The organism is Ferrovibrio sp. MS7, assembly GCF_038404985.1.
Classification (GTDB): domain Bacteria; phylum Pseudomonadota; class Alphaproteobacteria; order Ferrovibrionales; family Ferrovibrionaceae; genus Ferrovibrio; species Ferrovibrio plantarum.
Window position 1 is genome coordinate 2,221,636 of the sequence record NZ_JBBKBA010000001.1, and the last position, 21,232, is coordinate 2,242,867.

The window sequence follows — 21,232 nt, forward strand, 5'->3', positions numbered from 1 at the left end:
CATGACCTCTCCGCTGGCGCTGAATGCCGGCGGCTATCTTGAGAAGCTGCGCCACAGCCTGGCGCCGCCGCCGCCGCTCGCCAGCTTGCCCCAGGGGCCGGAGGCGGCGCGCTTTGGCGACTTCCAGCTCAATCCAGGCGTGGCGCCCTTGCGCAAGGGACCGCTGATGCCGGCCGCCGTGCTGGTGCCGGTGGTGTCTTATGGTGATGGCGAGCGCGTCATCCTGACCAAAAGACAGGCAAACCTGTCCAACCATGCCGGGCAGATCAGTTTCCCCGGCGGGCGCGTCGATCCCACTGATGCCGATGTGGTCGCCGCCGCCCTGCGCGAGGCGGAAGAGGAAATCGGCTTGGCGCGGCGCCATGTTGATGTGATCGGAGCGCTGGATCCTTATGTCACCGGCACCGGCTTTGCCGTGGTGCCGGTGGTGGCGCAGGTGACGCCGGGCTTCGTGCTGAAGCCGGAGCAGGGCGAGGTGGCGGAAGTCTTCGAGGTGCCGTTCGGCTTCCTGATGGACGAACGCAACCACCAGCGCCATTCCGGCATCTTCAATGGCGTGCAACGCCATTGGTGGGCGATGCCCTATCATGATTATTATATCTGGGGCGCCACGGCCGGGATGCTGCGCAATCTGCATCAGGCGCTGGCGCGTAACGTATAACCAAGGGAGGGCAAGCATGGGCCGCGTCCTGGTGCATGGCTTTGTGCTGATTCTGCCTTTCCTGCTCTATGGCCTGTATCTCTGGCAGGTGAAGCGCGCGGGCAAGGATGGGCCGGAAACCACGCCGTGGTTCTGGCTCTCGGTTGCCGGCCTGGTGCTGATGATCTTGAGCTTCGTTGCCTATGGCGTGCTGGGCGAGCATGGCGATGGTTCCTATGTGCCGGCGCGCTGGCAGGATGGCCAGATCGTGCCCGGCGATATCAAGCGATGAGTCTGCCGGCAGCCATGGCACGGCGCCTTGAGCCCCAGCAATGGATGCAGGCGCCCTGGATGCATGCGGCAGCGGTGCGGCGCCTGCTCGATGTACTGGGTCCGCAGCCGGCTTTGTTCGTCGGCGGCTGCGTGCGCGATGCCCTGCTGGGCCAAGCGCCGGCCGATATCGATATCGCCACGCCGCTGCTGCCCGATGAGGTGCTGCGGCGGCTCCGCCAAGCCGGCATCAAGGCGATTCCCACCGGCATCGCGCATGGCACCGTCACGGCGCTGCTTTTGCCCGCGCAGTTTGAGATCACGACGCTGCGCCGCGATGTCGCCACCGATGGCCGCCATGCCGAGGTTGCCTTCGGCACCGACTGGCAGGCCGATGCCGAGCGGCGCGACTTCACCATCAATGCGCTTTACGCCGATGCCGAGGGCGTGCTTTACGATCCGGTCGGTGGTCTGGCCGATCTGGAGCAGGGCCGCGTGCGCTTTATCGGCACGGCTGCGTCGCGGGTGGCGGAAGACTATCTCCGCGTGTTGCGCTTCTTCCGCTTCCATGCCCGCTTCGCCAGCGGCGCGGCAGATGCGGAGGCAATGGCGGCCTGTGGCGCAGCGGCCCAGGCCGGCGCGCTTGAGCGGCTGTCGGCTGAACGGGTGCGCGACGAACTGGTGAAGATCCTCGGCCTGCCGCGTGTGGTGGAGGCATTGAGCCTGATGCAGCAGAGCGGCGTGCTCGATGCGTTGTTGCCGGGCCACCGATTCGCGCCAATTGTGTTCGAGCGGCTGGTGGCTTTGAGCGATGATGCCTGGCTGCGGCTGGCGGCGTTGCTGCCGCGTCAATCCCCAGGGCAATCCGTGGCGGCGATCGAGCGGCTGAAACTCTCGCGCGCGCAGCAGCACCGCATGGAGGTGCTGACCGCGCCGGCGCCGTTCGACTGGGCGGCCCTCACGGATGAAGCCGCCTGGCCGTCGCTGTTCTATGCCCATGGCGCCGAGTATTGCCGCGACCACGCCATCCTGATGGCGCTCGAAGACGGGACGCGGCTCGATCTGCTGCCGCGCCTGATCGACGCGGCCGCGCGCTATCGCCGCCCGGTCTTTCCGCTGCGCGGCGCCGATCTGCTGAAGCATGGCGTGCAGGCCGGGCCGGGCGTCAGCTATATCCTGAAAGAACTGGAAGCCTGGTGGCGCGATGGCGGCTTTGCTGCCGGGCGCGAGGCCTGCCTGGCGGAAATGCGGCTGCGTATCCGCTTTGCCGGCGATGAACCGCCGCCGGAAGAAGAGCAGCCAAAGCCGCCGGCTGAGGTATGACGCTCTAAACCCGCCGCGTCCCCCTCCGTCGTCATGCGCGGACTTGATCCGCGCATCTCAGTGTGAATTGGAGAAAGATGCCCGGGCTCTAAGCGCACGCCGCTGAAGGCGGCGTGGGCGCAGAGGCCCGAAGGGCAGGCCCGGGCATGACGACGTGAAATTGCATGATGCCCAGGTCTCTGTATGCGCGCGAACGCTTAAAGCGTTCGTCGGCGCACGAGCCCGAAGGGCTTTGGCTCGTATGATGAGGGGTAAAAACGGGGCAATCCCCACAGGCTTAGCCCACCGGCATCGATCCCTATACGAATGGACTAGAAGGGGCCCATATGGGCAATAAAAAAGGCGCCGCTGGCGCCCGTGAAAATCTGTCTGATGTTTTACTTCCTACCCAGTTTTACCCCCTTGAGCGGGGGAGGGTGGAACTCGAGCTCCACGCCGGCGCCGTAATCCCGGTCGTCGATGTGGAGCTCGAGGCCATAATCATAAGACGAAGAATTACTTCTTCTTCGCGGCCTTCTTGGCGGCCTTCTTCACGACCTTCTTAGCGGCCTTCTTGACGGCCTTCTTAGCAGCCTTCTTCTTAGCAGCCATGTTCTCCTCCATGGATTAAGCGGTTCACCTGAACCGCACGAAGTTTCGAGAAATGTTTCTCGAACATCATTTCTGTAGCATAGAGATTGCCTGTTAACCACTAAATCTTGCGTCGGCGCAGAATTTTTTTGACAGCGTGATTTTTTTGCCATAGGCGCCGAAAAGAAGCCGAACGAGAACGGAATGCATCGTCCTGTTTTCTTCTCATCGATGCTGTTTGCAGCACACAAATTCTGTCGCTGCAAAATTTCCGACATATAAAAAAGCCGCATGAAATGCGGCTTTTTCAGCTATGGCCATTTCACTTCTGGCGGCATCGACATCAGGATCGCTTCGGTGTTGCCGCCGGTCTTCAGACCGAATGTTGTGCCGCGATCATAGATCAGATTGAACTCGACATAGCGGCCGCGGCGGACGAGCTGATGTTCGCGATCAGCGTCGCTCCAGGTCTCGTGCATGCGTTTTTGGACGATTTTTGGGTAGGCGGCGAGGAACGATTCGCCGACCGCTTTGGTGAAGGCGAAATCCTGATTCCAATCACCGCTGGAGAGGTTGTCGTAGAAGATGCCGCCGGCACCGCGCGGCTCGTTGCGGTGCGGTAGGAAGAAGTACTCGTCGCACCATTTCTTGAAGCGCGGATAGTAATCCGGGTTGAACGGATCGCAGGCGCTGCGCATCGCGGCATGGAAGTCGGCGGCGTCTTCCTCGTTCGGCCGCATCGGCGTCAGATCGGCGCCGCCGCCGAACCAGGCGCGGCTGGTGGCGATAAAACGCGTATTCATATGCACCGCGGGCACCTTGGGCGAGCGCATATGCGCCACCAGCGAGATGCCGCTGGCCCAGAACTGGCCATCTTCCGCCGCACCGGGAATCTGTTTGCGGAATTCCTCGCTGAATTCGCCGTGTACGGTGGAGACGTTGACGCCGACCTTCTCGAAGACCCGGCCGCGCATCACGCTCATCACGCCGCCGCCGCCACCCGGACGGTCCCAGGCCTTGCGCTCGAAGCGGCCGGCAGGCAGCGACGCATGCGGCGTGCCCTGCAGATCATCTTCCAGTTTCTCGAAGGCGGCGCAGATAAGATCGCGGAGGTTGACGAACCATGCGGCGGCCTTGGCCTTGCGCTCCTCGAGTTCGGTCTTATTCAATACAGGGGCATCCGCCATGGTCACGCTGCTCATTATATATATGTCTCCGTTTGGGGCGGCCGGTCAGCTTCGGTGATCTGTCAGGCCTGCGGCGCCGAGGGGAAGCCGCCGGTCTGCCGCAATGCTTCACCGAGTACCATGGCTGCCGCCGTCGCCACATTGATCGAGCGCAATCCGGGGCGCAACGGAATGATCAGCCGGGCATCGGCGGCTTCATGCACATAGTCCGGTGCGCCCTTGCTCTCGCGCCCCATCAGGATGATGTCGTCAGGTTGAAAGCTGAACTGGGTGTAGGGCACCGGCGCCTTGGTGGTCAGCAGCAGCAGCCGGCCGGGCGGTTTCTCGACCAGGAAATGCTGCCACGAATCATGGCGGAGGATTTCCGCCTGGTCGAGGTAATCCATCGCGGAACGGCGCACGGCAGCGACCGAGAAGGGGAAGCCGCAGGGCTCGATGACATGCACCGGCACGCCAAGGCAGGCGCCAAGCCTGAGCATTGTGCCCAGATTGGGCGGGATATCGGGTTCGAACAGGGCCAGACGCATGGCCCCGGAATGGCAGCCTAAGCTTTCGTAATCAAGCGGTTTTCCGCACTTCCAGCCCCTGCGGCAACCTGTCGCACACGGGCGGCGGACTACTGGACATGAGCGATGGATAATGAGAAATAACGGGCTCGTTTTCCGTTACTTATCCCGAGGGAACAATGGCAGGGACTGCGCCCCATTCCCAGGCTGGCAATGCCGAGCCGACCCGTCGTGACTTTATCGTCGTGGCGGCTTCGTCCTTTGCTGCGGTTGGTGCCGCCGCCGCGGCCTGGCCGTTCATCCACCAGATGAACCCCTCGGCCGACGTGCTGGCACTGTCCAGCACCGAGCTGGACCTGAGCCAGATCGCCGCCGGCCAGAGCGTCACCGTGCTGTGGCGCGGCAAGCCGGTCTTCGTGCGCCACCGCACCGAAGCCGAGATCGAGCAGGCGAAGAAGGACGACACCGCCGCCCTGCCGGATCCGGCCAAGGACGCCGATCGCGCCAAGAAGCCGCAATGGCTGGTGATGATGGGCGTCTGCACCCACCTGGGTTGCGTGCCGCTCGGCCAGAAGGGTGAATACGGCGGCTGGTTCTGCCCCTGCCATGGTTCGCACTACGACACCTCGGGCCGCATCCGCAAAGGTCCGGCGCCGGCGAACCTGCCGATCCCGGAATACACCTTCCTCTCTGACAGCCGCATCCGCATCGGCTGAGGAGCAAAAAGATGGCCACGAACGAAACCGGCTTTTTCGCCAACCCCGTCGTCAAGTGGATTGAATACCGCCTGCCGGTCTTCTCCACCATCGACCACATGGTCGGCACCAAGTACCCGACGCCGAAGAATCTGAACTACTGGTGGAATTTCGGCTCGCTCGCCGGCCTCTGCCTGGTGGTGCAGATCATCACCGGCATCGTGCTGGTGATGCATTACACGCCGCATACCTCGATGGCGTTCGACTCGGTCGAGCACATCATGCGCGACGTGAATTACGGCTGGCTGCTGCGCTACATCCACGCCAACGGCGCGTCGATGTTCTTCATCGTGGTCTATATCCATATCTTCCGCGGCCTGTATTTCGGTTCCTACAAGAGCCCGCGTGAAATCCTGTGGTTCCTCGGCGTCATCATCCTGCTGCTGATGATGGCCACGGCGTTCATGGGCTATGTGCTGCCCTGGGGCCAGATGTCCTTCTGGGGCGCCACCGTGATCACCAACCTGTTCTCGGCGCTGCCGGGTGTGGGCGAGCCGATCGTCACCTGGCTGTGGGGCGGCTTCGCCGTCGACAACCCGACGCTGAACCGCTTCTTCTCGCTGCATTACCTGCTGCCGTTCGTCATTGTCGGCGTGGTGCTGCTGCATATCCTGGCGCTGCACCAGCATGGTTCGAACAACCCGCTGGGCATCGACGTGAAGGGCCCGCAGGACACCATCCCGTTCCACCCGTATTATACGGTGAAGGATGCGGTCGGCGTCGGCGTGTTCCTGCTCGTCTTCTCCTTCTTCGTGTTCTATCAGCCGAACATGCTGGGCCATCCGGACAACTACATTCCGGCCAACCCGCTGGTGACGCCGGCGCATATCGTGCCGGAATGGTACTTCCTGCCGTTCTACGCCATCCTGCGCTCGGTGCCCGACAAGCTCGGCGGCGTGCTGCTGATGTTCGGCGCCATCGCCATCCTGTTCCTGCTGCCCTGGCTCGATACCTCCAAGGTGCGCTCGGCCAAGTTCCGCCCGATCTACAAGCAGTTCAGCTGGATTTTCCTGCTGGTCTGCGTCGGCCTGACCTGGGCTGGCGGCAAGCCGGCGGAAGGCATGTACCTGATCATCGCGCGTATCTGCACGGCATACTATTTCATCCACTTCCTGGTGGTGATGCCGCTGGTCGGCTGGTTTGAAAAGCCGAACAAGCTGCCGGCCTCGATTGCCGAACCGGTGCTCAAGCCGGCCAGCGCCGCGGCGGGGGAGTAAAGCCAATGAAGACCAGCATCAAGACCCTGCTCGCCGCCCTGGCGCTGACGATGGCTTCGGGCCTGACTGCCCTTCCGGCCCTCGCGGCTGGTGGTGAAGAGCTGCCGCCGCCGAAGCAGAACTGGACCTTCGGCGGTCCGTTCGGCACCTACGACCGGGCCGAGCTGCAGCGTGGCTATCAGGTCTACAAGGAAGTCTGCGCCGCCTGCCACGCCATGAAGTTCGTGGCCTTCCGCAACCTCGCCGATCCTGGCAGCCCGGGCTTCACGGCGGCCGAGGTCAAGGCGCTGGCGGCCACGTTCCAGGTCACCGATGGCCCGAACGACTCGGGCGAGATGTTCCAGCGTCCGGGCCTGCCGCAGGACAAGTTCCCGTCGCCGTTCCCGAACGAGAAGGCGGCCCGCGCCGCCAATGGCGGTGCCTATCCGGTGGATCTTTCGCTGGTTGCCAAGTCGCGCGGCCATGGCGAAACCGGTGGTCCGGATTACATCCGCGCCCTGCTGACCGGCTATGCCGAACCGCCGGCCGGCTTCCAGCTTGGCGAAGGCCTGCACTTCAACAAGTATTTCCCCGGCCAGCAGATCGCCATGCCGAATCCGCTGAACCCGGACCAGGTGACCTTTGCCGATGGCACCAAGGCCACCGTGGAGCAGATGGCGCATGACGTTTCCGCCTTCCTGATGTGGGCCGCCGAGCCGAAGCTCGAGGACCGCAAGCGGCTGGGCTTCAAGGTGATGATCTTCCTGGTGATCCTCACCGGCCTGTTCATCGCCGCCAAGAAGCGCGTCTGGGCCAGCGTCAAGTAAGCTTCATCCACAGCTTGAGAAAAGGCCGCCTTCGGGGCGGCCTTTTTTATTGCGCCGGGGGGCCGCCTTTGCTTAAGTCGGCCCCGACTTTACCCCTCTGATTCCGGGAGCGATCACCCTATGGCGAAAGCTAAGAAGACGGCTAAGAAGCCAGCCAAGAAGACGGCGAAGAAATCCGCCGCCAAGCCGGCCAGCAAAGCTGCCGTGAAGAAGGCTGCGGTGAAGAAAGCCCCCGCCAAGAAAGCGGCCAAGAAGGCGCCCGTCAAGAAAGCGGCTGCGAAGCTTTCCTGGACCAAGCCGCATATCGCCAAGTCCGGCGATCCGGTGCGCATCGGCGTGCTTGGCGGCAGCGGCCTCTATGGCATGGCCGGCCTCACCAACACCCAGTGGCGCAAGGTTTCGACGCCCTGGGGCGATCCTTCCGATGAATTGCTGTTCGGCAAGCTCGAAGGCGCCGAACTGGTATTCCTGCCCCGGCATGGCCGTGGCCATCGCCACTCGCCGTCCGAAGTGAATTACCGCGCCAATATCGATGCGCTGAAGCGCGTCGGCTGCCACGATGTCATCTCGGTTTCGGCCTGCGGCTCGTTCAAGGAGCATCTGCCGCCGGGCAGCTTCGTCATCGTCGATCAGTTCATCGACCGCACCTTCATGCGCCAGAAGAGCTTCTTCTCCACCGGCATGGTGGCGCATGTCTCGGCGGCCCATCCGGTCTGCCATCGCCTCGGCGATGCGCTGGAACAGGCAGCGAAGGACGCCGGCATCAATGCCCAGCGCGGCGGCACCTATCTCTGCATGGAAGGCCCGCAATTCTCCACCCAGGCCGAGAGCTTCCTCTACAAGAGCTGGGGCTGCGACGTGATCGGCATGACCAACGCGCCGGAAGCCAAGCTCGCCCGCGAGGCCGAGCTTTGCTACGCCAGCGTCGCCATGGTCACGGATTTCGATTGCTGGCATCCGGACCACGACCATGTCGATGTCGCCTCGGTGATTCGCGTGCTGCTGGATAACGCCTCCAAGGGCCAGTCGCTGGTGGCGCATGCGGTGAAGTACCTCAAGGACCGCCCGGAGCATTGCCACCAGGGCTGCGACCGCGCGCTCGACAATGCCCTGATCACCGCGCCGGAAAAGCGCGACCCGGCGGTGCTGAAGAAGCTCGACGCTGTCGCCGGCCGTCTGCTCAACGCCTGATTTCTGGAATAAGGACCAAGTCTCCCATGCAGGGCATCAAGGAAAAGATCCGCACCATCCCCGATTATCCGAAGCCGGGGATCATGTTCCGCGACATCACCACGCTGCTGCAGGATGCGCGCGGCTTCCGCAAGACCATCGACGAAATGGTGCAGCCCTTCGCCGGCACCCGCATCGACAAGGTGGTGGGCATCGAGGCGCGCGGCTTCATCCTGGGCGGCGCCATCGCGCATCAGCTTTCCATCGGCTTCGTGCCGGTGCGCAAGCGCGGCAAGCTGCCGCACAAGACCCTGGCGCAGGAATACCAGCTCGAATACGGCACCGATTCGATGGAAATTCATGTCGATGCCATCAATGAGGGCGAGAATATCCTGCTGGTCGACGATCTGATCGCCACCGGCGGCACCGCGGAAGCGGCGATCAAGCTGATCCGGCATTACAAGGGCAACGTGATCGGCGGTTCCTTCATCGTCGATCTGCCCGAACTCGGCGGCCGCAAGCGGCTTGAGGCGCTGGGCATCAAGGTGCTGGCGCTGACGGAATTCGACGGCCACTGATGGCGCATAACCTCATCGGCATCGACCATACCGTCGTTGCCGCCAGCGATCTGGAGGCGGCGCGGGCAACCTATGCCCGCCTCGGCTTCACGCTGACGCCGCGTGGCCGCCATATCGGCTGGGCGACGGGCAATTACTGCATCATGTTCCAGGGCAATTACATCGAATTGCTCGGCATCGCCGAACCGGGCGGCTTCACCGCCGGGCTCGAAGACGTATTGGCGGCGAAAGGCGAGGGGCTGCACAAGATCGTGCTCGGCTCCGATGATGCCGAGAAAAGCCGCGCCGCGCTGAGCTTAAGCGGCCTGAACCCGACGCCGGTGCAGAGCCTGAAGCGCGAATTGCAGTTGCCGGAAGGCACCGTGCTGCCGGCCTTCGCGCTGGTGCATCTGCCGCCGGAAGCCACGCCGCCGGTTTCCATGTTCATTTGCCAGCATCTGACGCCGGAATTGCTGCGCCAGCCTTCCTGGCTGCTGCATCCCAATGGCGCCACCCATCTCGCTGGCTGCGTCGTGGTCTGCGACGATCCGCTCAGCGTTGAAGAGGCTTACGAAAAGCTGTTCGGCGCCGGCTCGGCGGTGCGCACCGACCGCATGATCGCCGCCCGCATCGGCAACGAACATGTGCTGTTCGTAACGCCCACCGATCTCGCTACGCTGTTCCCCGATCTCGATCACGACGAAAATCGCCCGACGCCCTATGTCGCCGGCATGCGGCTCCGCGTGCATAACCCGGAAGCCGCAGCGGCTTATTTCAAGGCCACCGGCGCCGACCATGTCCGCGCCATCGACGGCACCGTGCTGGTGCCTTCGGAAGCGGCGCATGGGGTGTTCCTGGAATTCAGCAGCCGGGTTTAGGCGCCTTACCGTCTCGCGTCACTCCCGGGCTTGACCCGGGAGTCTTTCGCAAACCCGACGAGGTGCCCGGGTCACTTTAAGCCCACGAATGTCCTGTGGACATTCGTGGGCGCAACGGCCCGAAGGGCTGGGGCATGACGTGATAGTTGAAGCATTGCCTCGAACCGGGCGAAGGTTAGGGCGGCATATATTCTGGCGCCTGTAATTTAATGGATTCATAGGGTGACACGACCGAAATTCGATGCGATCCCACTCGGTCCATTGCCTGTGGACTTAATAAATCTGGCTCTTGGTGTGGTGCTGGCACCTGGCAATGCACGCTTAAGCGCACAGGCGCACCGGCATATGGCAACGGACCACCCAGAGGACTACCCCCTTTGCGTGGCCTCTTTAGGAAATGCGATAAAATATCCGCACTATGTCGGGCAGGGGCCGCAGCATGAGGCCAATTTTGAGTTGATCTATCGGATTCCGAGGATTGGGCCTCGCGCGATGCTTTTAGCTATCAGCATGGAGCGGGACGCAAATGGCGATTATTCGGTGCGTACCGCCTATTTGATATCTCAGGCCAAATTAGAGCACCGCCGGCAGCAAGGCCGCATAAAGCCCATAAATCAAAAAGGCCCGGCGTGAGCCGAGCCTTTAGATTTGCCTGATCCGGATGCAAACTCGGATCTCTTGGCCGCCGAAGCGGTTAGTTACCTAGCGTTGCCACTAGGTGCGTGGGGTAGCCGTTCCCACCTATCAGGCATGTCCTGAATATTAGGACGTGGCGGGGCGATATACAAGTGAAATACACCCGACTACACCCCGCTCAGCGGCAGAAAACGATAGTTAAGCTCTATTAATTATTGGGTTTTTCGCTTTAATAGTGACCACGCCGCTGGCTATCGGCACGCCGGCTGACGTAGCTCTCTGATGCGGCTAGGGTAAAGTAAGGAATTTTCCTTGCCTCATTCTGAGGGCGCCCTATAATTCCAGCCATGGCCAATCTCGAAGAATTCTCCACTGTCACCACCAAGGGGCAGACGACTCTGCCCAAGGCGGTGCGTCAGGCGTTGCAGCTCAATGCCGGCGACAAGGTGCGTTTCCGTGTCGAGGGCGACGCCGTGGTGCTGTCGCGCGCCGAGGAGAAGCCCGATCCCGCCATGCTGGCCTTCCTGGATTTCCTGGCGCGCGATGTGGCCGCGCATCCCGAAGCCGTGCAGGCGCTGACACCGGCCTTGAAAGCCCGGCTGGATGAACTGGTGGCCGGTGTCGATGACGATCCCGATCAGGATATCGAGGGCGAGGTCGCGCTCTGATGCTCTCGGCCAACGGCTGGGCGCTGTTTGCCCATCCGCTGTTTCTCGATCAACTTGAGAAACTGTCTGCCGCCGTTGCCAAGGAACGCGCGAAAAACCCAACAAAGGCGCGCGATTCCACCAATGCCAAGCTGCTGGCGATGATCCATCGCCTGATCTTCCGCGATATTCCCGCCGATCCGCTGAGTCCGCATTTCCGCCAGGGCGTTACGCTCGGGGCGGGACGCCAGCACTGGTTCCGCGCCAAGTTCGGCAATGGCCGTTTCCGTCTGTTCTTCCGTTTCGACAGCGCGTCGAAAACCATTCTCTATGCTTGGGTCAATGACGAGACCACGTTGCGCACTTATGGCTCACGCACGGATGCCTATGCGGTGTTTGCCCGCATGCTTGATGGCGGCAATCCCCCGGAGGATTGGGCGAAGCTGTTGCCGGAATGCCGCGCGGCGGAAAAGCGTTTTGCGGCGGCGGCACCAGATTGAGCACTGGAGATCATGTGCGGCCTGAATTCCTAGGAATTCATATGTTCTTCTAATGTTCTGAAACTGTGGTAGGATGGCCGATCCTGAAAACGGAGGCCGTCATGACTGACCTCAATCCGCCTGTTTCTGATCCGCCTGTCGCAGATCAGCCGATCCCCGATCCATCCGGCGCCGAAGCCGCCCAGCCCCCTAAGCCATCGCCAGCCCAATCATCATCGCCCTGGCAGCGCGAGCCGGTGCGGATTTCCGGCCGGGCTTCGCCGCGCCGCTATGACTGGCCCCAGGCCGCCAAGCTGCTGGCGGTCGGCACGCCGGCTGCCGAAGTCGCCGAGGCCCTGGGTTGCGACGAGGCGCGGGTGTGGCGCCATCTGCAGGCCAGCGCCACCTTCCGTGCCATGGTGGAGAAGGAAGCAGAGCGCAATCGCCTGCTGCATGGCCTGCGGCTGCAGGAATTGCAGCGGGATTTTGCCGAGGCACTTTACGCCCGCCAGGATCACGCGCCTGAAACCATCGAGCGTATGGCGGCGGCCCAGCCCGAGGTTACGGGCACTCAACTGGCGGCAGCGGCGCGGCGGGCGCGGGCGCCGGGCAGCCGCAAGGTGACCCTGCTCAGCGGCGAAAAGGAATCGATCAGGGCCGGCCTGCGCGCCAACCAGATCATCCGCGAGGCGGCGGCGGCGCGGCGCGAATTGCGCGAGGCCATGGCACCCGCGCGCGTCCCGGCAGCATCAGCGGCTGCGCCTGTGACAAAAACGCCGGAATGTCCGGGAAGCACAGCGAAGCTTTCCGAAGCGAGTGGGAAGCCCGGAGATGCCGACGCGGGACAGGGCGAAGCCATGCGCAAACCGCCGCCGGTCTGGCCGCCGCCGCCCAAGACCTATCCGCTGGTGCCGGAGGGCTGCGAGTATCTCTATTACTATGGCACGCGGGTGCCGATCATGCCGGAATACTGGGGCAAGGAGATGGCCGAGGGCTGGAGCATCACGCCAAACCCGCGCAGCCCAGAGCCGCCGCCGTGCGATGTTGAACCCGATGATACGGACACATGAGAGGCCCCCCCTCCGTCGTCACTCCCGGGCTTGACCCGGGAGTCTATCGCAGGCTTGCATGAGATGCCCGGCTCACTTTAAGCACGCGAGTGTCCTGTGGACGCTCGTGGGCGCAAAGGCCCGAAGGGCCCGGGCATGACGATGGTAACGAAGAACTACAGCACCGCCTCGAACAGTGCCAGCGTGCGGCGCCGCGCCAATGCTGCCGAGAAGGCATCGTAGGTGCCGCGCTGGTCGCAGTTGAAGCCGTGGTCGGCATCGTAGATATGCGTGGTGATGCTGGGATGCCGCGCCTTCATGCTGTCGGCGATGCTGGTCGGGATCATCTTGTCCTTGGCGCCGAAATGCAGCAGGGCAGGGCAGGCAGGCGCGCGCTCGGCCAGTTCGGCCCAGTTGCCGCCGTAATAGCAGCTTGCCGCCGCCAGCCCATTGGCGGCGCAGGCGGCGAGCCAGGTGACGCTGCCGCCGAAGCAATAGCCGACCGTGCCGACGCGGCCGGCCGAGGCAACGGCGGCAATCGCGGTGTTGGTGTCCTTCAGCACCTCGGCCCAGCTCAGTTTGCCGCGCAGCTCGCGGCCACGCGCCACGTCATCCGCCGTATAGCCGAGTTCGATCTCGCGGTCGGTGCGGTCGAACAGCGCCGGGGCGACGCAGTAATAGCCATCGGCGGCATAGCCATCGGCCACGGCGCGGATATGGCTGTTGACGCCGAAAATCTCCTGCACCACCACCAGGCCGCCTTTGGGGGTGCCTTTCGGTTCGGCGAAATAGGCGGCGAAGCGGTGGCCGTCCTCGGCGGTAAGCGTGGTGAAAGCACCCATAATCAATCCTCCAGCGAGACCTATGCCAAACTAGACCTATCGGCCTGATGATCCGTAATGACGTATTTCCGTTACCGTGGCATGATCGTCATCGTCTCGCAACAATCGTTAACGCCGCCGCCGGCCCCCTGATGCAGCGCCGCCGGTCGGTCGGTTTCCCAATCAGAACAGTTCCCAAAAAAATGGCTTTGGATCCCTTCGTCGCGGCCCTGGTGCTGCTCGCCGCCCTGATGCACGCCACCTGGAACGCGGTGGTGAAATCCGATACCGACCGCCAGACCAGCATGGCCCTGGTGATGCTGGCCGGTGTCGGCATGGGGCTGGTGCTGCTGCCCTTCACCAACGATCCGTTCGGCGCCGGCATGGGGCGCGAAGCCTGGGGCTGGCTTGCCTGCTCGGCGCTGATCCATTGCGCCTATTATACCTGCCTGCTCAAGGCCTATCGCCATGGCGACCTGAGCCAAGTCTATCCCATCGCCCGCGGCATGGGGCCGCTGGCGGTGGCCTTGCTCTCCGGCTTCGTGTTCGGCGAAACGCTCTCATCGCGCGAGATGCTCGGCGCCCTGGTGATTTCGCTCGGCATCGCCAGCCTGGCCTTCGGGCCGTATCGTGGCACGCCGGAGCAGCGCCGCCATTCGCTGCTTTATGCCGTGCTCACCGGCTGCACCATCGCCGGCTATCTGGTGTTCGATGGCCGTGGCGTGCGCGCCGCCGGCGATCCGATGGCCTATATCGCCTGGCTCAATATCGTCGAAGGGCCGTGGGTGGCGCTGTTCGCCTTCGCCACGCGCGGCACCGAATTCCTCTCGGCGGCGAAACGCGGCTGGAAGCGCGGTCTGGCCGGCGGCGCCATCGCCACGCTCGGCTATGGCATCGCCATGTGGGCCTTCACCAAGGGCGGCGCGGCGCATGTGGCGAGTTTGCGCGAGACCAGCGTGATCTTCGCCGCCGTGATCGGCGCCGTGCTGCTGGGCGAGGGCTTCGGGCCGCGCCGCATCATCGCGGCGGCAGCGGTCGGCGCCGGCCTCGTGTTGATGAACTGGCGCGGCTGACGCTAATTCAGCTTGCGCAGCCAGCTATCCTGTGGCGGTTGGCCAGTTTCGGTGCGGCGGAATTTCAGCCTTCCATCGGCTTCCAGGCTGAGGTCGAGGCTCAGGTTGCCCTGGCTCCAGCGCTGGCGCCGGCCTTCGCTCACCAGCGGCACCGGCTGGCTCGAGGCCGCCTCGTTGTTGATGCTGCGGCCAAGGCCATAGAGCGCCTCGCGCTGCTGACCCGCCCCCAGCGGGCGCAGCTCCAGCAGCATGTAGCGGCCATTGGCGCTGGTGCCCTGCCACAGCCCGGCAAAGGCATCGCTTGGGCTTGAGGGCAAGGCAGCGGGGGTTGTGAGGCCGAAGGTGGCGATGGCATTGCGGTCGCCATCCTCGCAGGGCGGCGGCCTGCCCTGGTCCAGCATCACCACCAGGCAGGGCGCGAAGCGGCGCGCGAAAGGCAAGGTCATGCCGGCGGCGTGGCCATGCAGCACGGCGGGCGCAGGGCGGTCCAGCACCAGGGCGGGCAGGCCGAGTTCGCCCAGGCGCTGCTTGGCAAAGGGGCCGCGCACGCCCGGTTCGCTCTGCTCGAAATAGGGGTCCTCGGCGAAGAAGGCGGTGAACAAGGCGGTCTGGCGGCCGGCGAAATACTCCCAGATTGGCCGCAGGCGGCTGTCATTCTGGCGCCAGTTCATCGGGCTGGCCGGCGTGCCGAAAGCCGCCGGCGCCAGCGCCAGCACGGCATCGGGACGTACAGCCGCAGCGTCGCGTCGCGCGGTTTCGCCGAGTGCGATCCAGGCCCCGACCGATTGCCCGGCCAGCACGATACGGCGATAGCCCTGGGCGCGGCCGGCATCCAGCCCGGCGCCGACAATGCGCAACGCCACCGCCAGCACGTCATGGGTGCCATGGCGCTGCAGGGTCTGCACATCCCAGCCCTGGCGCGCCAGTTCCCAGATTACCGGCGGCGCCAGCGCCATGGCTTCAACCGCGACATCGCGGCCATGATTCCAGATGATCAGGCCCTTGGCTTGGGCCGGGCCGCGCGGCGGGATCGGCGGCAGGCCGGGCAGGTATTGCGCCGGCTTCAGATCGTAGAGCGCCGGGTCGAGCGGCCCGGATTGCAGGTGGCGCGGATCGCGCTGGTCCACCGGCTCGCGGCTCCAGGCCGGCGCCGGGCCGGAGAACAGCAGCGCACAAAAGCAGGCGGCGGCAAGCGCCAGCCTGCCGCCGCTGCGCATCGTAGCCTGAACCGGGTTCAGGTCTTGGCTGACTGTCGCGCTTCGTATTTCTTCTTCTCCTCTTCGACCAGCTCCTTCTTCGAGAGCTTGCCGATCAGCGTCTTGGGCAGCGCCTCGCGGATTTCCATGGCGGCCGGCATTTCATGCTTGCCGAGCTTGTCCTTGAGGAAGTCTTTCAGTTCATCGAAGCTGATCGCTGAGGCACCCGGCTTCAACTTGATGAAGGCCTTGGCCGACTGGCCGCGATACTCGTCCGGCACGCCGACCACGGTGCATTCCTCGACACTGGGATGCTCGTAGATGGCTTCCTCGATATTGCGCGGATAGACGTTGAAGCCGCCCGAGAGGATCATGTCCTTCTTGCGGTCGACGATGAAGATGAAGCCATCCTCGTCCATGTAGCCGACATCGCCGGTATGGAAGCGGCCGCCGGCAAAGGCTTCTTCGGTCGCCTCCGGCTTGTTCCAGTAGCCCTTCATCACATTCGGGCCGCGGATGCAGATCTCGCCGCGTTCGTTGACGCCTAGCACCTTCAGCGGGTCCTCGACATCGACGATCTCCATGATCAGGCCGGGCAGCGGCAGGCCGCAGGAACCCTTGCGGCGCTCGCCATCCATCAGCGTCTGGGTGCCGGCCGGCGCCGTCTCGGTCATGCCCCAGCCTTCGATCATCTTGCAGCCGGTGGTCTGCTCGAACTTGTCCTGCACTTCGACGGGCAGCGGCGCGCCGCCGGAGCCGCAGAATTTCAGCGACGACAGATCGTAGTCCTTCAGGTTCTGCAGGTTGTTGATCGCGGCATACATGGTCGGCACGCCGGGGAATACGGTGATTTTCTTCTTGTGCAGATCCTCCACCACTGCCTTCAGCTCGAAGCGCGGATGCAGCACCAGTTCCGCACCGATGGCGATGAAGCGCAGCAGCACCGCGCTCAGGCCATAGATATGGAACATCGGCAGCACGATCAGCACGCGCTCCTCGCCCTCCTTCAGCAGGTCGGGCCGCGCATTGGCCCAGGTGAGGTACATCTGCACCGTGGCGACCACGTTGCTGTGGGTCAGCATGGCGCCCTTCGGCACGCCGGTGGTGCCGCCGGTATATTGCAGGATCGCCACTTCATCCGTCGGGTCTTTCACCGGATGCGGCGTGTAGCGGCCGTCATTGGCCACCAGGTCCTTGAAGCGGACATGGCGGTCGTCCTTCGGCACGGCGGCGATTTCCTTGCCCTTGACCAGGGGAAACAGGAAATTCTTCGGGAACGGCAGCACATCGGGCAGGCCGCCGACCACGATCTTCTTCAGCCGCGTGCTGCCCAGCATCTTGGCGATGTTGGGATACAGCGCGTTGAGGTCGAGGGTGCAGATGATGTCGGTCTGGCTGTCCTCGATCTTGTAGCGCAGCTCGCGCTCGGCATCGAGCGGCGAGTAGTTCACTACCCGGCCGCCGGCCTTGAGGATGCCGAAGAAGCAGATCACATAATGCGGCGTGTTGGGCAGGAACAGGCCGACATGCACGCCCGGACCGACACCGAGCTGCTGGAAACCCTTGGCGGCGCGGTCGACGAGGTCGGACACGGCGGCGTAGGTCAGGGTCTTGCCCATGAATTCCAGGAAGGGCTTCGGTGCGAACTTGGCCACCGCCTCGTCCAGCAGCGACCAGATCGGACGCGGCTGCAGGCTCAGCGCCCACTGCACTCCCTCAGGATACGACTTCTCCCAAAATGGCGCGGTCATGCGTTCCCTCCCGTCGGCTCGGAATTGGCCAACCTCTTTCTGGCGTCAGTTTATTGGTCTGGAACAGGGGATTCAACAGCGCCAGAGCCTGCCGTAGGGGTATCCGAGTTGCCGCCACGGTGCGACTCTGGCAGAGTTGGCTTGGCGATTTCGCCCCAGGAACAGCGAAGGATCGATGGATGAGCGGCGATGCCGCCAAGGATATGCGTGCGGAGCGTGATCGCTTCGTCGCCTTCGCTTTCTCCGCCGCCGACCTGATGCTGGAAGTGGCCGAGGATGGCCGGGTCACCTATGCCTCTGGCGCCGGCAAGCATCTCATCGGCGTCGAGCCTGCCGACCTGATCGGGCGCCAGCTTGGCCCCCTGGTTGACGACAGCGACCGCCATTTCCTGCTCAATCTGCTCGCCTCGCTCGGTGTTGGCGGCCGCATCGAGCCGGTCACCATCCGGCTGGCTGGTTCTCCGGGCCGCGAGCCGGTGCTCTGCGTGCTGGGCGGCTGCTGCCTGCCGCGCAAGGAAGGCCGCTATTATCTCACGCTGTCTGGCGCCCGCCTGCCGATGGCGGAAGCGGCGCTGCAGAACAAGCGCGATTACCAGACCGGTCTGCTCACGGCGGAAGATTTCGAGGAGCGCGCCTCCGACCGGCTGAAACTGGCCCGTGAACTCGGTTCGGAAGTGAAGATCACGCTGCTGGAGATCGTCGGCCTCAAGGATCTGGCCAAGGACCTGCCGCCGGAAACCCAGGCGGTGCTGATGGGCGATGTCGGTGCCTATCTGCGTTCCAAGTCGATTGGCGGCGATACGGCGGGCCGCATCGATGGCGAGAAATACTCGATCCTGCATGCCGGCACGGTGGATCAGGCCGCGGTGGCCGACAAGGTGCGCCAGCTTGTCGCCAAGGCCAATCCGGCGGCGCAGGTGGCCCAGGCTTTGGGCGTGCAGGGCGCGACGCTGGAACTGCATGCCAAGGGCATGAGCGATGAGGATGCGGCGTCGGCCATGGCTTTCGCGGTGCAGCGTTTCGCACAGCAGGGTGCTGCCGGGCTGTCTTTCCGCAACACCGAGGAAAGCCTCAAGCTGCTGCTTTCGGAAACCGTGGCACAGGTGCGGGCGCTGCGCTCCACCATGAGCCAGAGCGATTTCCAGATGGTGTATCAGCCGATTGTCAGTCTGGCGGATCGCCGCATGCATCATTACGAGGCGCTGGTGCGTTTCGGCGACGACCAGTCGCCGTTCGAGACCATCCGCCTGGCGGAAGGCGTGCACATGATTGGCGAGTTCGATCTTGCCGTGGTGCAGCGGGTGATTGATCAGTTGCAGACGGCGCGCAAGACCGGGCAGCGGCCAGAGGTGGCGGTGAATCTTTCCGGCCATAGCCTGGAAAGCACCGTGTTCATGGCAGCGTTACGCGAATTGCTGGCGCCCGACCCGGATTTGCGCAAGCAGCTTATTTTCGAGATCACGGAATCGACCCAGATCACCGACCTGGTGCATGCCGGCAACGCCGTGCGCCAGTTACGCCAGGACGGCCATTCGGTCTGTCTCGATGATTTCGGTGCTGGCGCTGCGTCCTTCCCGTATCTGCAGGCGCTGGAAGTCGATTTCGTGAAGATCGACGGCGCCTATGTGAAGGCGCTGCAATCGCGCGAGAAGGAGCGCGACCGCGCCATCCTGCGCGGCATGGTCTGGCTATGCAAGGAATTGAAGATCGGCACCGTGGCCGAAATGATCGAAACCGAGGACCAGGCCCGCCTGCTGCTGGATTTCGGCATCGATTACGGCCAGGGTTGGCTGTTCGGTAGGCCCGAGCCTGATACGTCAAGCTGGCTGCACCGGGATGCAATCCAGGCCGCTGCACCTGGCGGCAACCACCGCGACCCCAGCCAGTTCAGCCTGAAGCGGAAGTGACGTTTTATCTGCCTTGGCAAAAGGCGGAGAATGTCACGTCCTTGCCTTCGCAATTGGCAAGCTTATCGCTGCTGTTGAGCAGATTGGCCAGCACGCGGCCGACATTCTCGCGATAGATATCGCTATGCGAGCCGCCGCCGGTACGGTGGGTGTTGTATTTGATTGAATCCGAGGCATCGAGATAGAGCACGCGTGGCCGGCCTTTTTCTGGTGCCGGGGCCAATGCCGCGCAGGTTTGTCGGTTGCCGGCTTTATCAAGACAGGCGCCGTTCTCGTCCATTATGCCTTGGGCGAACAGCTCGCAATAGGCGGCTTCCTTGCTGCTGGCAAGGTAACCGTCATGCTGGCCGGCATAGGTACCGAAGAAAGCCAGGTTCACCGCCCCGTCACCTTTGGAAGCGGTCAGCACGACACGATTGAAGCCTGCCGCCAATTGGCGCGTCGGCGTTATGCAGCTATGGCGCCGGCCATCGCCATCGAACAGGCGGTCTATCTCGAAGGCACCTTGCAGGGCGAAGAAGATGTCCAGGCCGCCAGGACCGGCGGTCCGTTGGTTCGGGGTGAGGTAACGGGCACTGCGGGCTGACTGCGCCAGCAGCCGGGCGCCGAAGGAATGGCCGACGCCGACGACTTTTAGCTCGACATCCTTTGCTTTCAGATCCCGTTTCAGATCGTCGTCAGTGACAATTTTGGCCAGCGCTTTGTTGATCAGGTAATTCGCTGGCCCGAAACCGACCTCGCGCGCATCGCTGGCCTTGATCGGAAAGCTGGCCAGTTTCGCCAGGGCATCGAAGCCGCCGACGGCGAGCAGGTTGCTCCAGTCCCACAAGGATGGCCAGGTGAGAACGATCACCAGGGGGCGTATTTTGTGGGCCGCTTTGCAATAGTTGTCGTTGGGCACCGGGCAGCCTTCCACCGCGCGGGCGAATTCATTGGCAATGGAGTTGAAGTTGCGCAGCGCCTCGAACTGGTCGGTGTTCCAGCCCATGGCGAAGACTAGCAGATGCGTGTAGGGCCGGTCGGTCTTGGCTGATTCCGCAATATCGGCCTTGGCGTAATCCGCCAGCCGGTCGAGGGCTTTCAGGCCATGCTCCCAGGCATGCACGGGGGCCGGCACATCCAGTGGATTACCCTTCTCGGTTACGTTGATCGCTTTTCCATTGACGGCAGGGCAGGGGCGCGATGGCGCCGGCCCGGTCGCCTCAGGTTTCAAATCACCCCTTTTCTCATAGATCGAATAGAGGAAGCAGGCATCGATGCGGCCAGGCAGACTGCTGGTTACCGGGGTGCCATCGGGCTGTGGCGATTTGGCGCCGATGCTGGCATAGCGCAGGATTTGCGTGACAGTCATCGCCTTCGGTTCGCGGAACAACTTGCCGCGCAGATTCTGCAGGTCGTCTTCGTCATCCGCGTTGGCGGCGTGTTCAATGAGATATTTGTTCACCACCGCCGGATCGGGACCGATGATGCTGCGGGAAATTTTTTCGATACCGACGACATAACCAGGGAAGTTCAGCGTCAGGCCGCTCGGGAAATGTACCGTGGGATGCAGGTTGCGGCTGAGGAAACTGTCGGCGTCGTAGACTTTCTCTTCTTTGACCAGCCGGTTTTCCGGGCCGTTGCAGCCGGCGAGGATCGCTGCCACCACGGTCCCGGCAATCAGGCCGCCGAGCGGCCTTGCGGCGCGATGTAATGTCCGTACTGCCCCGACCATGCCATGCCCCCATGCATAACCGATGCGGGCATGATGTTCTCACTTATGCGAGTGAGTCCAGGGAAATATGCACTAAAATA

Annotated in this window: 21 protein-coding genes; 15 read left to right on the plus strand and 6 right to left on the minus strand. The window is 63.4% G+C overall.

Translation table 11 applies throughout. The features are described from left to right. The first annotated feature begins 1 nt into the window (after position 1). The 3 genes from V6B08_RS10600 to V6B08_RS10610 are packed head-to-tail and all read left to right on the plus strand — an operon-like array spanning position 2 to position 2,233. Positions 2–661, plus strand: a complete 660-nt coding sequence (locus V6B08_RS10600; protein ID WP_341980445.1) for a CoA pyrophosphatase — start codon at positions 2–4, stop codon at positions 659–661. Between the two features lie 16 nt (positions 662–677). Beyond that, positions 678–932, plus strand: a complete 255-nt coding sequence (locus V6B08_RS10605) for a DUF6111 family protein (protein WP_341980447.1) — start codon at positions 678–680, stop codon at positions 930–932. Continuing rightward, positions 929–2,233: a CCA tRNA nucleotidyltransferase gene (locus V6B08_RS10610; RefSeq protein WP_341980448.1), complete on the plus strand. Its 1,305-nt coding sequence runs from the start codon at positions 929–931 to the stop codon at positions 2,231–2,233. Before V6B08_RS10605 ends, V6B08_RS10610 begins: the two co-directional genes overlap by 4 nt. A gap of 881 nt (positions 2,234–3,114) precedes the next feature. Here V6B08_RS10610 and hemF read toward each other — a convergent pair. Both hemF and V6B08_RS10620 read right to left on the minus strand, forming a co-directional pair. Further along, a complete protein-coding gene (hemF, locus tag V6B08_RS10615) occupies positions 3,115–4,005 on the minus strand; it encodes an oxygen-dependent coproporphyrinogen oxidase (RefSeq protein WP_341980450.1) in 891 nt (296 codons plus the stop codon). Positions 4,006–4,052: 47 nt separating this feature from the next. Then, positions 4,053–4,517: a tRNA (cytidine(34)-2'-O)-methyltransferase gene (locus V6B08_RS10620; protein ID WP_341980452.1), complete on the minus strand. Its 465-nt coding sequence runs from the start codon at positions 4,515–4,517 to the stop codon at positions 4,053–4,055. A gap of 158 nt (positions 4,518–4,675) precedes the next feature. Between V6B08_RS10620 and petA the strand changes: the two genes are divergently transcribed. The 10 genes from petA to V6B08_RS10670 all read left to right on the plus strand — a co-directional run bounded on the left by petA (position 4,676) and on the right by V6B08_RS10670 (position 12,711). Continuing rightward, positions 4,676–5,212, plus strand: coding sequence for a ubiquinol-cytochrome c reductase iron-sulfur subunit (petA, locus tag V6B08_RS10625; protein WP_341980454.1), 537 nt, complete (start codon positions 4,676–4,678; stop codon positions 5,210–5,212). Between the two features lie 11 nt (positions 5,213–5,223). Next, the gene (locus V6B08_RS10630) at positions 5,224–6,468 is read left to right on the plus strand and encodes a cytochrome b (protein WP_341980456.1); all 1,245 of its coding nucleotides are present in this window, start codon (positions 5,224–5,226) and stop codon (positions 6,466–6,468) included. Positions 6,469–6,473: 5 nt separating this feature from the next. After that, the gene (locus tag V6B08_RS10635) at positions 6,474–7,274 is read left to right on the plus strand and encodes a cytochrome c1 (RefSeq protein WP_341980459.1); all 801 of its coding nucleotides are present in this window, start codon (positions 6,474–6,476) and stop codon (positions 7,272–7,274) included. A 120-nt stretch (positions 7,275–7,394) separates the two neighbouring features. Further along, entirely contained in the window at positions 7,395–8,465 is a 1,071-nt protein-coding gene (locus V6B08_RS10640) for an S-methyl-5'-thioadenosine phosphorylase (RefSeq protein WP_440588804.1), read from the plus strand. 26 nt (positions 8,466–8,491) lie between these two features. Next, positions 8,492–9,022, plus strand: coding sequence for an adenine phosphoribosyltransferase (locus V6B08_RS10645; protein ID WP_341980461.1), 531 nt, complete (start codon positions 8,492–8,494; stop codon positions 9,020–9,022). Beyond that, the gene (locus tag V6B08_RS10650) at positions 9,022–9,879 is read left to right on the plus strand and encodes a VOC family protein (RefSeq protein ID WP_341980463.1); all 858 of its coding nucleotides are present in this window, start codon (positions 9,022–9,024) and stop codon (positions 9,877–9,879) included. The genes V6B08_RS10645 and V6B08_RS10650 overlap by 1 nt, the downstream gene beginning before the upstream one ends. Before the next feature lie 222 nt (positions 9,880–10,101). Beyond that, positions 10,102–10,512, plus strand: a complete 411-nt coding sequence (locus V6B08_RS10655) for a hypothetical protein (protein WP_341980465.1) — start codon at positions 10,102–10,104, stop codon at positions 10,510–10,512. Positions 10,513–10,862: 350 nt separating this feature from the next. Continuing rightward, entirely contained in the window at positions 10,863–11,183 is a 321-nt protein-coding gene (locus V6B08_RS10660; protein ID WP_341980467.1) for a type II toxin-antitoxin system PrlF family antitoxin, read from the plus strand. After that, complete coding sequence (locus tag V6B08_RS10665) at positions 11,183–11,662, plus strand: type II toxin-antitoxin system YhaV family toxin (protein ID WP_341980468.1); 480 nt, start codon at positions 11,183–11,185, stop codon at positions 11,660–11,662. Before V6B08_RS10660 ends, V6B08_RS10665 begins: the two co-directional genes overlap by 1 nt. A 101-nt stretch (positions 11,663–11,763) precedes the next feature. Beyond that, positions 11,764–12,711, plus strand: a complete 948-nt coding sequence (locus tag V6B08_RS10670) for a hypothetical protein (protein ID WP_341980470.1) — start codon at positions 11,764–11,766, stop codon at positions 12,709–12,711. Between the two features lie 155 nt (positions 12,712–12,866). Here V6B08_RS10670 and V6B08_RS10675 read toward each other — a convergent pair whose 3' ends face one another. Beyond that, positions 12,867–13,532 carry a dienelactone hydrolase family protein gene (locus V6B08_RS10675; protein WP_341980472.1) on the minus strand — a complete coding sequence of 222 codons (666 nt, stop codon included), beginning with the start codon at positions 13,530–13,532 and terminating at the stop codon, positions 12,867–12,869. 182 nt (positions 13,533–13,714) lie between these two features. Between V6B08_RS10675 and V6B08_RS10680 the strand changes: the two genes are divergently transcribed. Further along, positions 13,715–14,584, plus strand: coding sequence for an EamA family transporter (locus V6B08_RS10680; RefSeq protein WP_341980475.1), 870 nt, complete (start codon positions 13,715–13,717; stop codon positions 14,582–14,584). A gap of 2 nt (positions 14,585–14,586) precedes the next feature. On the opposite strand, the gene V6B08_RS10685 is transcribed toward V6B08_RS10680, so the two are convergent. Together V6B08_RS10685 and V6B08_RS10690 are read right to left on the minus strand one after the other, a co-directional pair. Then, entirely contained in the window at positions 14,587–15,801 is a 1,215-nt protein-coding gene (locus V6B08_RS10685; protein ID WP_341980477.1) for an alpha/beta fold hydrolase, read from the minus strand. 17 nt (positions 15,802–15,818) lie between these two features. Further along, on the minus strand, positions 15,819–17,531 hold the full coding sequence (locus tag V6B08_RS10690; RefSeq protein WP_341980479.1) for a long-chain-fatty-acid--CoA ligase: 1,713 nt from the start codon (positions 17,529–17,531) through the stop codon (positions 15,819–15,821). A 179-nt stretch (positions 17,532–17,710) separates the two neighbouring features. Between V6B08_RS10690 and V6B08_RS10695 the strand changes: the two genes are divergently transcribed. After that, positions 17,711–19,438 carry an EAL domain-containing protein gene (locus V6B08_RS10695; RefSeq protein WP_341980481.1) on the plus strand — a complete coding sequence of 576 codons (1,728 nt, stop codon included), beginning with the start codon at positions 17,711–17,713 and terminating at the stop codon, positions 19,436–19,438. 4 nt (positions 19,439–19,442) lie between these two features. On the opposite strand, the gene V6B08_RS10700 is transcribed toward V6B08_RS10695, so the two are convergent. After that, positions 19,443–21,152, minus strand: a complete 1,710-nt coding sequence (locus V6B08_RS10700; protein WP_341980483.1) for a hypothetical protein — start codon at positions 21,150–21,152, stop codon at positions 19,443–19,445. Positions 21,153–21,232 lie beyond the last annotated feature (80 nt).

Excerpts from the sequence above, each read along its gene's own strand:
- V6B08_RS10600 (WP_341980445.1), top strand. The coding sequence starts at position 2 with ATGACCTCTCCGCTGGCGCTGAATGCCGGCGGCTATCTTGAGAAGCTG.
- V6B08_RS10605 (WP_341980447.1), top strand. The coding sequence starts at position 678 with ATGGGCCGCGTCCTGGTGCATGGCTTTGTGCTGATTCTGCCTTTCCTG.
- V6B08_RS10610 (WP_341980448.1), top strand. The coding sequence starts at position 929 with ATGAGTCTGCCGGCAGCCATGGCACGGCGCCTTGAGCCCCAGCAATGG.
- hemF (WP_341980450.1), bottom strand. The coding sequence starts at position 4,005 with ATGAGCAGCGTGACCATGGCGGATGCCCCTGTATTGAATAAGACCGAA.
- V6B08_RS10620 (WP_341980452.1), bottom strand. The coding sequence starts at position 4,517 with ATGCGTCTGGCCCTGTTCGAACCCGATATCCCGCCCAATCTGGGCACA.
- petA (WP_341980454.1), top strand. The coding sequence starts at position 4,676 with ATGGCAGGGACTGCGCCCCATTCCCAGGCTGGCAATGCCGAGCCGACC.
- V6B08_RS10630 (WP_341980456.1), top strand. The coding sequence starts at position 5,224 with ATGGCCACGAACGAAACCGGCTTTTTCGCCAACCCCGTCGTCAAGTGG.
- V6B08_RS10635 (WP_341980459.1), top strand. The coding sequence starts at position 6,474 with ATGAAGACCAGCATCAAGACCCTGCTCGCCGCCCTGGCGCTGACGATG.
- V6B08_RS10640 (WP_440588804.1), top strand. The coding sequence starts at position 7,395 with ATGGCGAAAGCTAAGAAGACGGCTAAGAAGCCAGCCAAGAAGACGGCG.
- V6B08_RS10645 (WP_341980461.1), top strand. The coding sequence starts at position 8,492 with ATGCAGGGCATCAAGGAAAAGATCCGCACCATCCCCGATTATCCGAAG.
- V6B08_RS10650 (WP_341980463.1), top strand. The coding sequence starts at position 9,022 with ATGGCGCATAACCTCATCGGCATCGACCATACCGTCGTTGCCGCCAGC.
- V6B08_RS10660 (WP_341980467.1), top strand. The coding sequence starts at position 10,863 with ATGGCCAATCTCGAAGAATTCTCCACTGTCACCACCAAGGGGCAGACG.
- V6B08_RS10665 (WP_341980468.1), top strand. The coding sequence starts at position 11,183 with ATGCTCTCGGCCAACGGCTGGGCGCTGTTTGCCCATCCGCTGTTTCTC.
- V6B08_RS10670 (WP_341980470.1), top strand. The coding sequence starts at position 11,764 with ATGACTGACCTCAATCCGCCTGTTTCTGATCCGCCTGTCGCAGATCAG.
- V6B08_RS10675 (WP_341980472.1), bottom strand. The coding sequence starts at position 13,532 with ATGGGTGCTTTCACCACGCTTACCGCCGAGGACGGCCACCGCTTCGCC.
- V6B08_RS10680 (WP_341980475.1), top strand. The coding sequence starts at position 13,715 with ATGGCTTTGGATCCCTTCGTCGCGGCCCTGGTGCTGCTCGCCGCCCTG.
- V6B08_RS10685 (WP_341980477.1), bottom strand. The coding sequence starts at position 15,801 with ATGCGCAGCGGCGGCAGGCTGGCGCTTGCCGCCGCCTGCTTTTGTGCG.
- V6B08_RS10690 (WP_341980479.1), bottom strand. The coding sequence starts at position 17,531 with ATGACCGCGCCATTTTGGGAGAAGTCGTATCCTGAGGGAGTGCAGTGG.
- V6B08_RS10695 (WP_341980481.1), top strand. The coding sequence starts at position 17,711 with ATGAGCGGCGATGCCGCCAAGGATATGCGTGCGGAGCGTGATCGCTTC.
- V6B08_RS10700 (WP_341980483.1), bottom strand. The coding sequence starts at position 21,152 with ATGGTCGGGGCAGTACGGACATTACATCGCGCCGCAAGGCCGCTCGGC.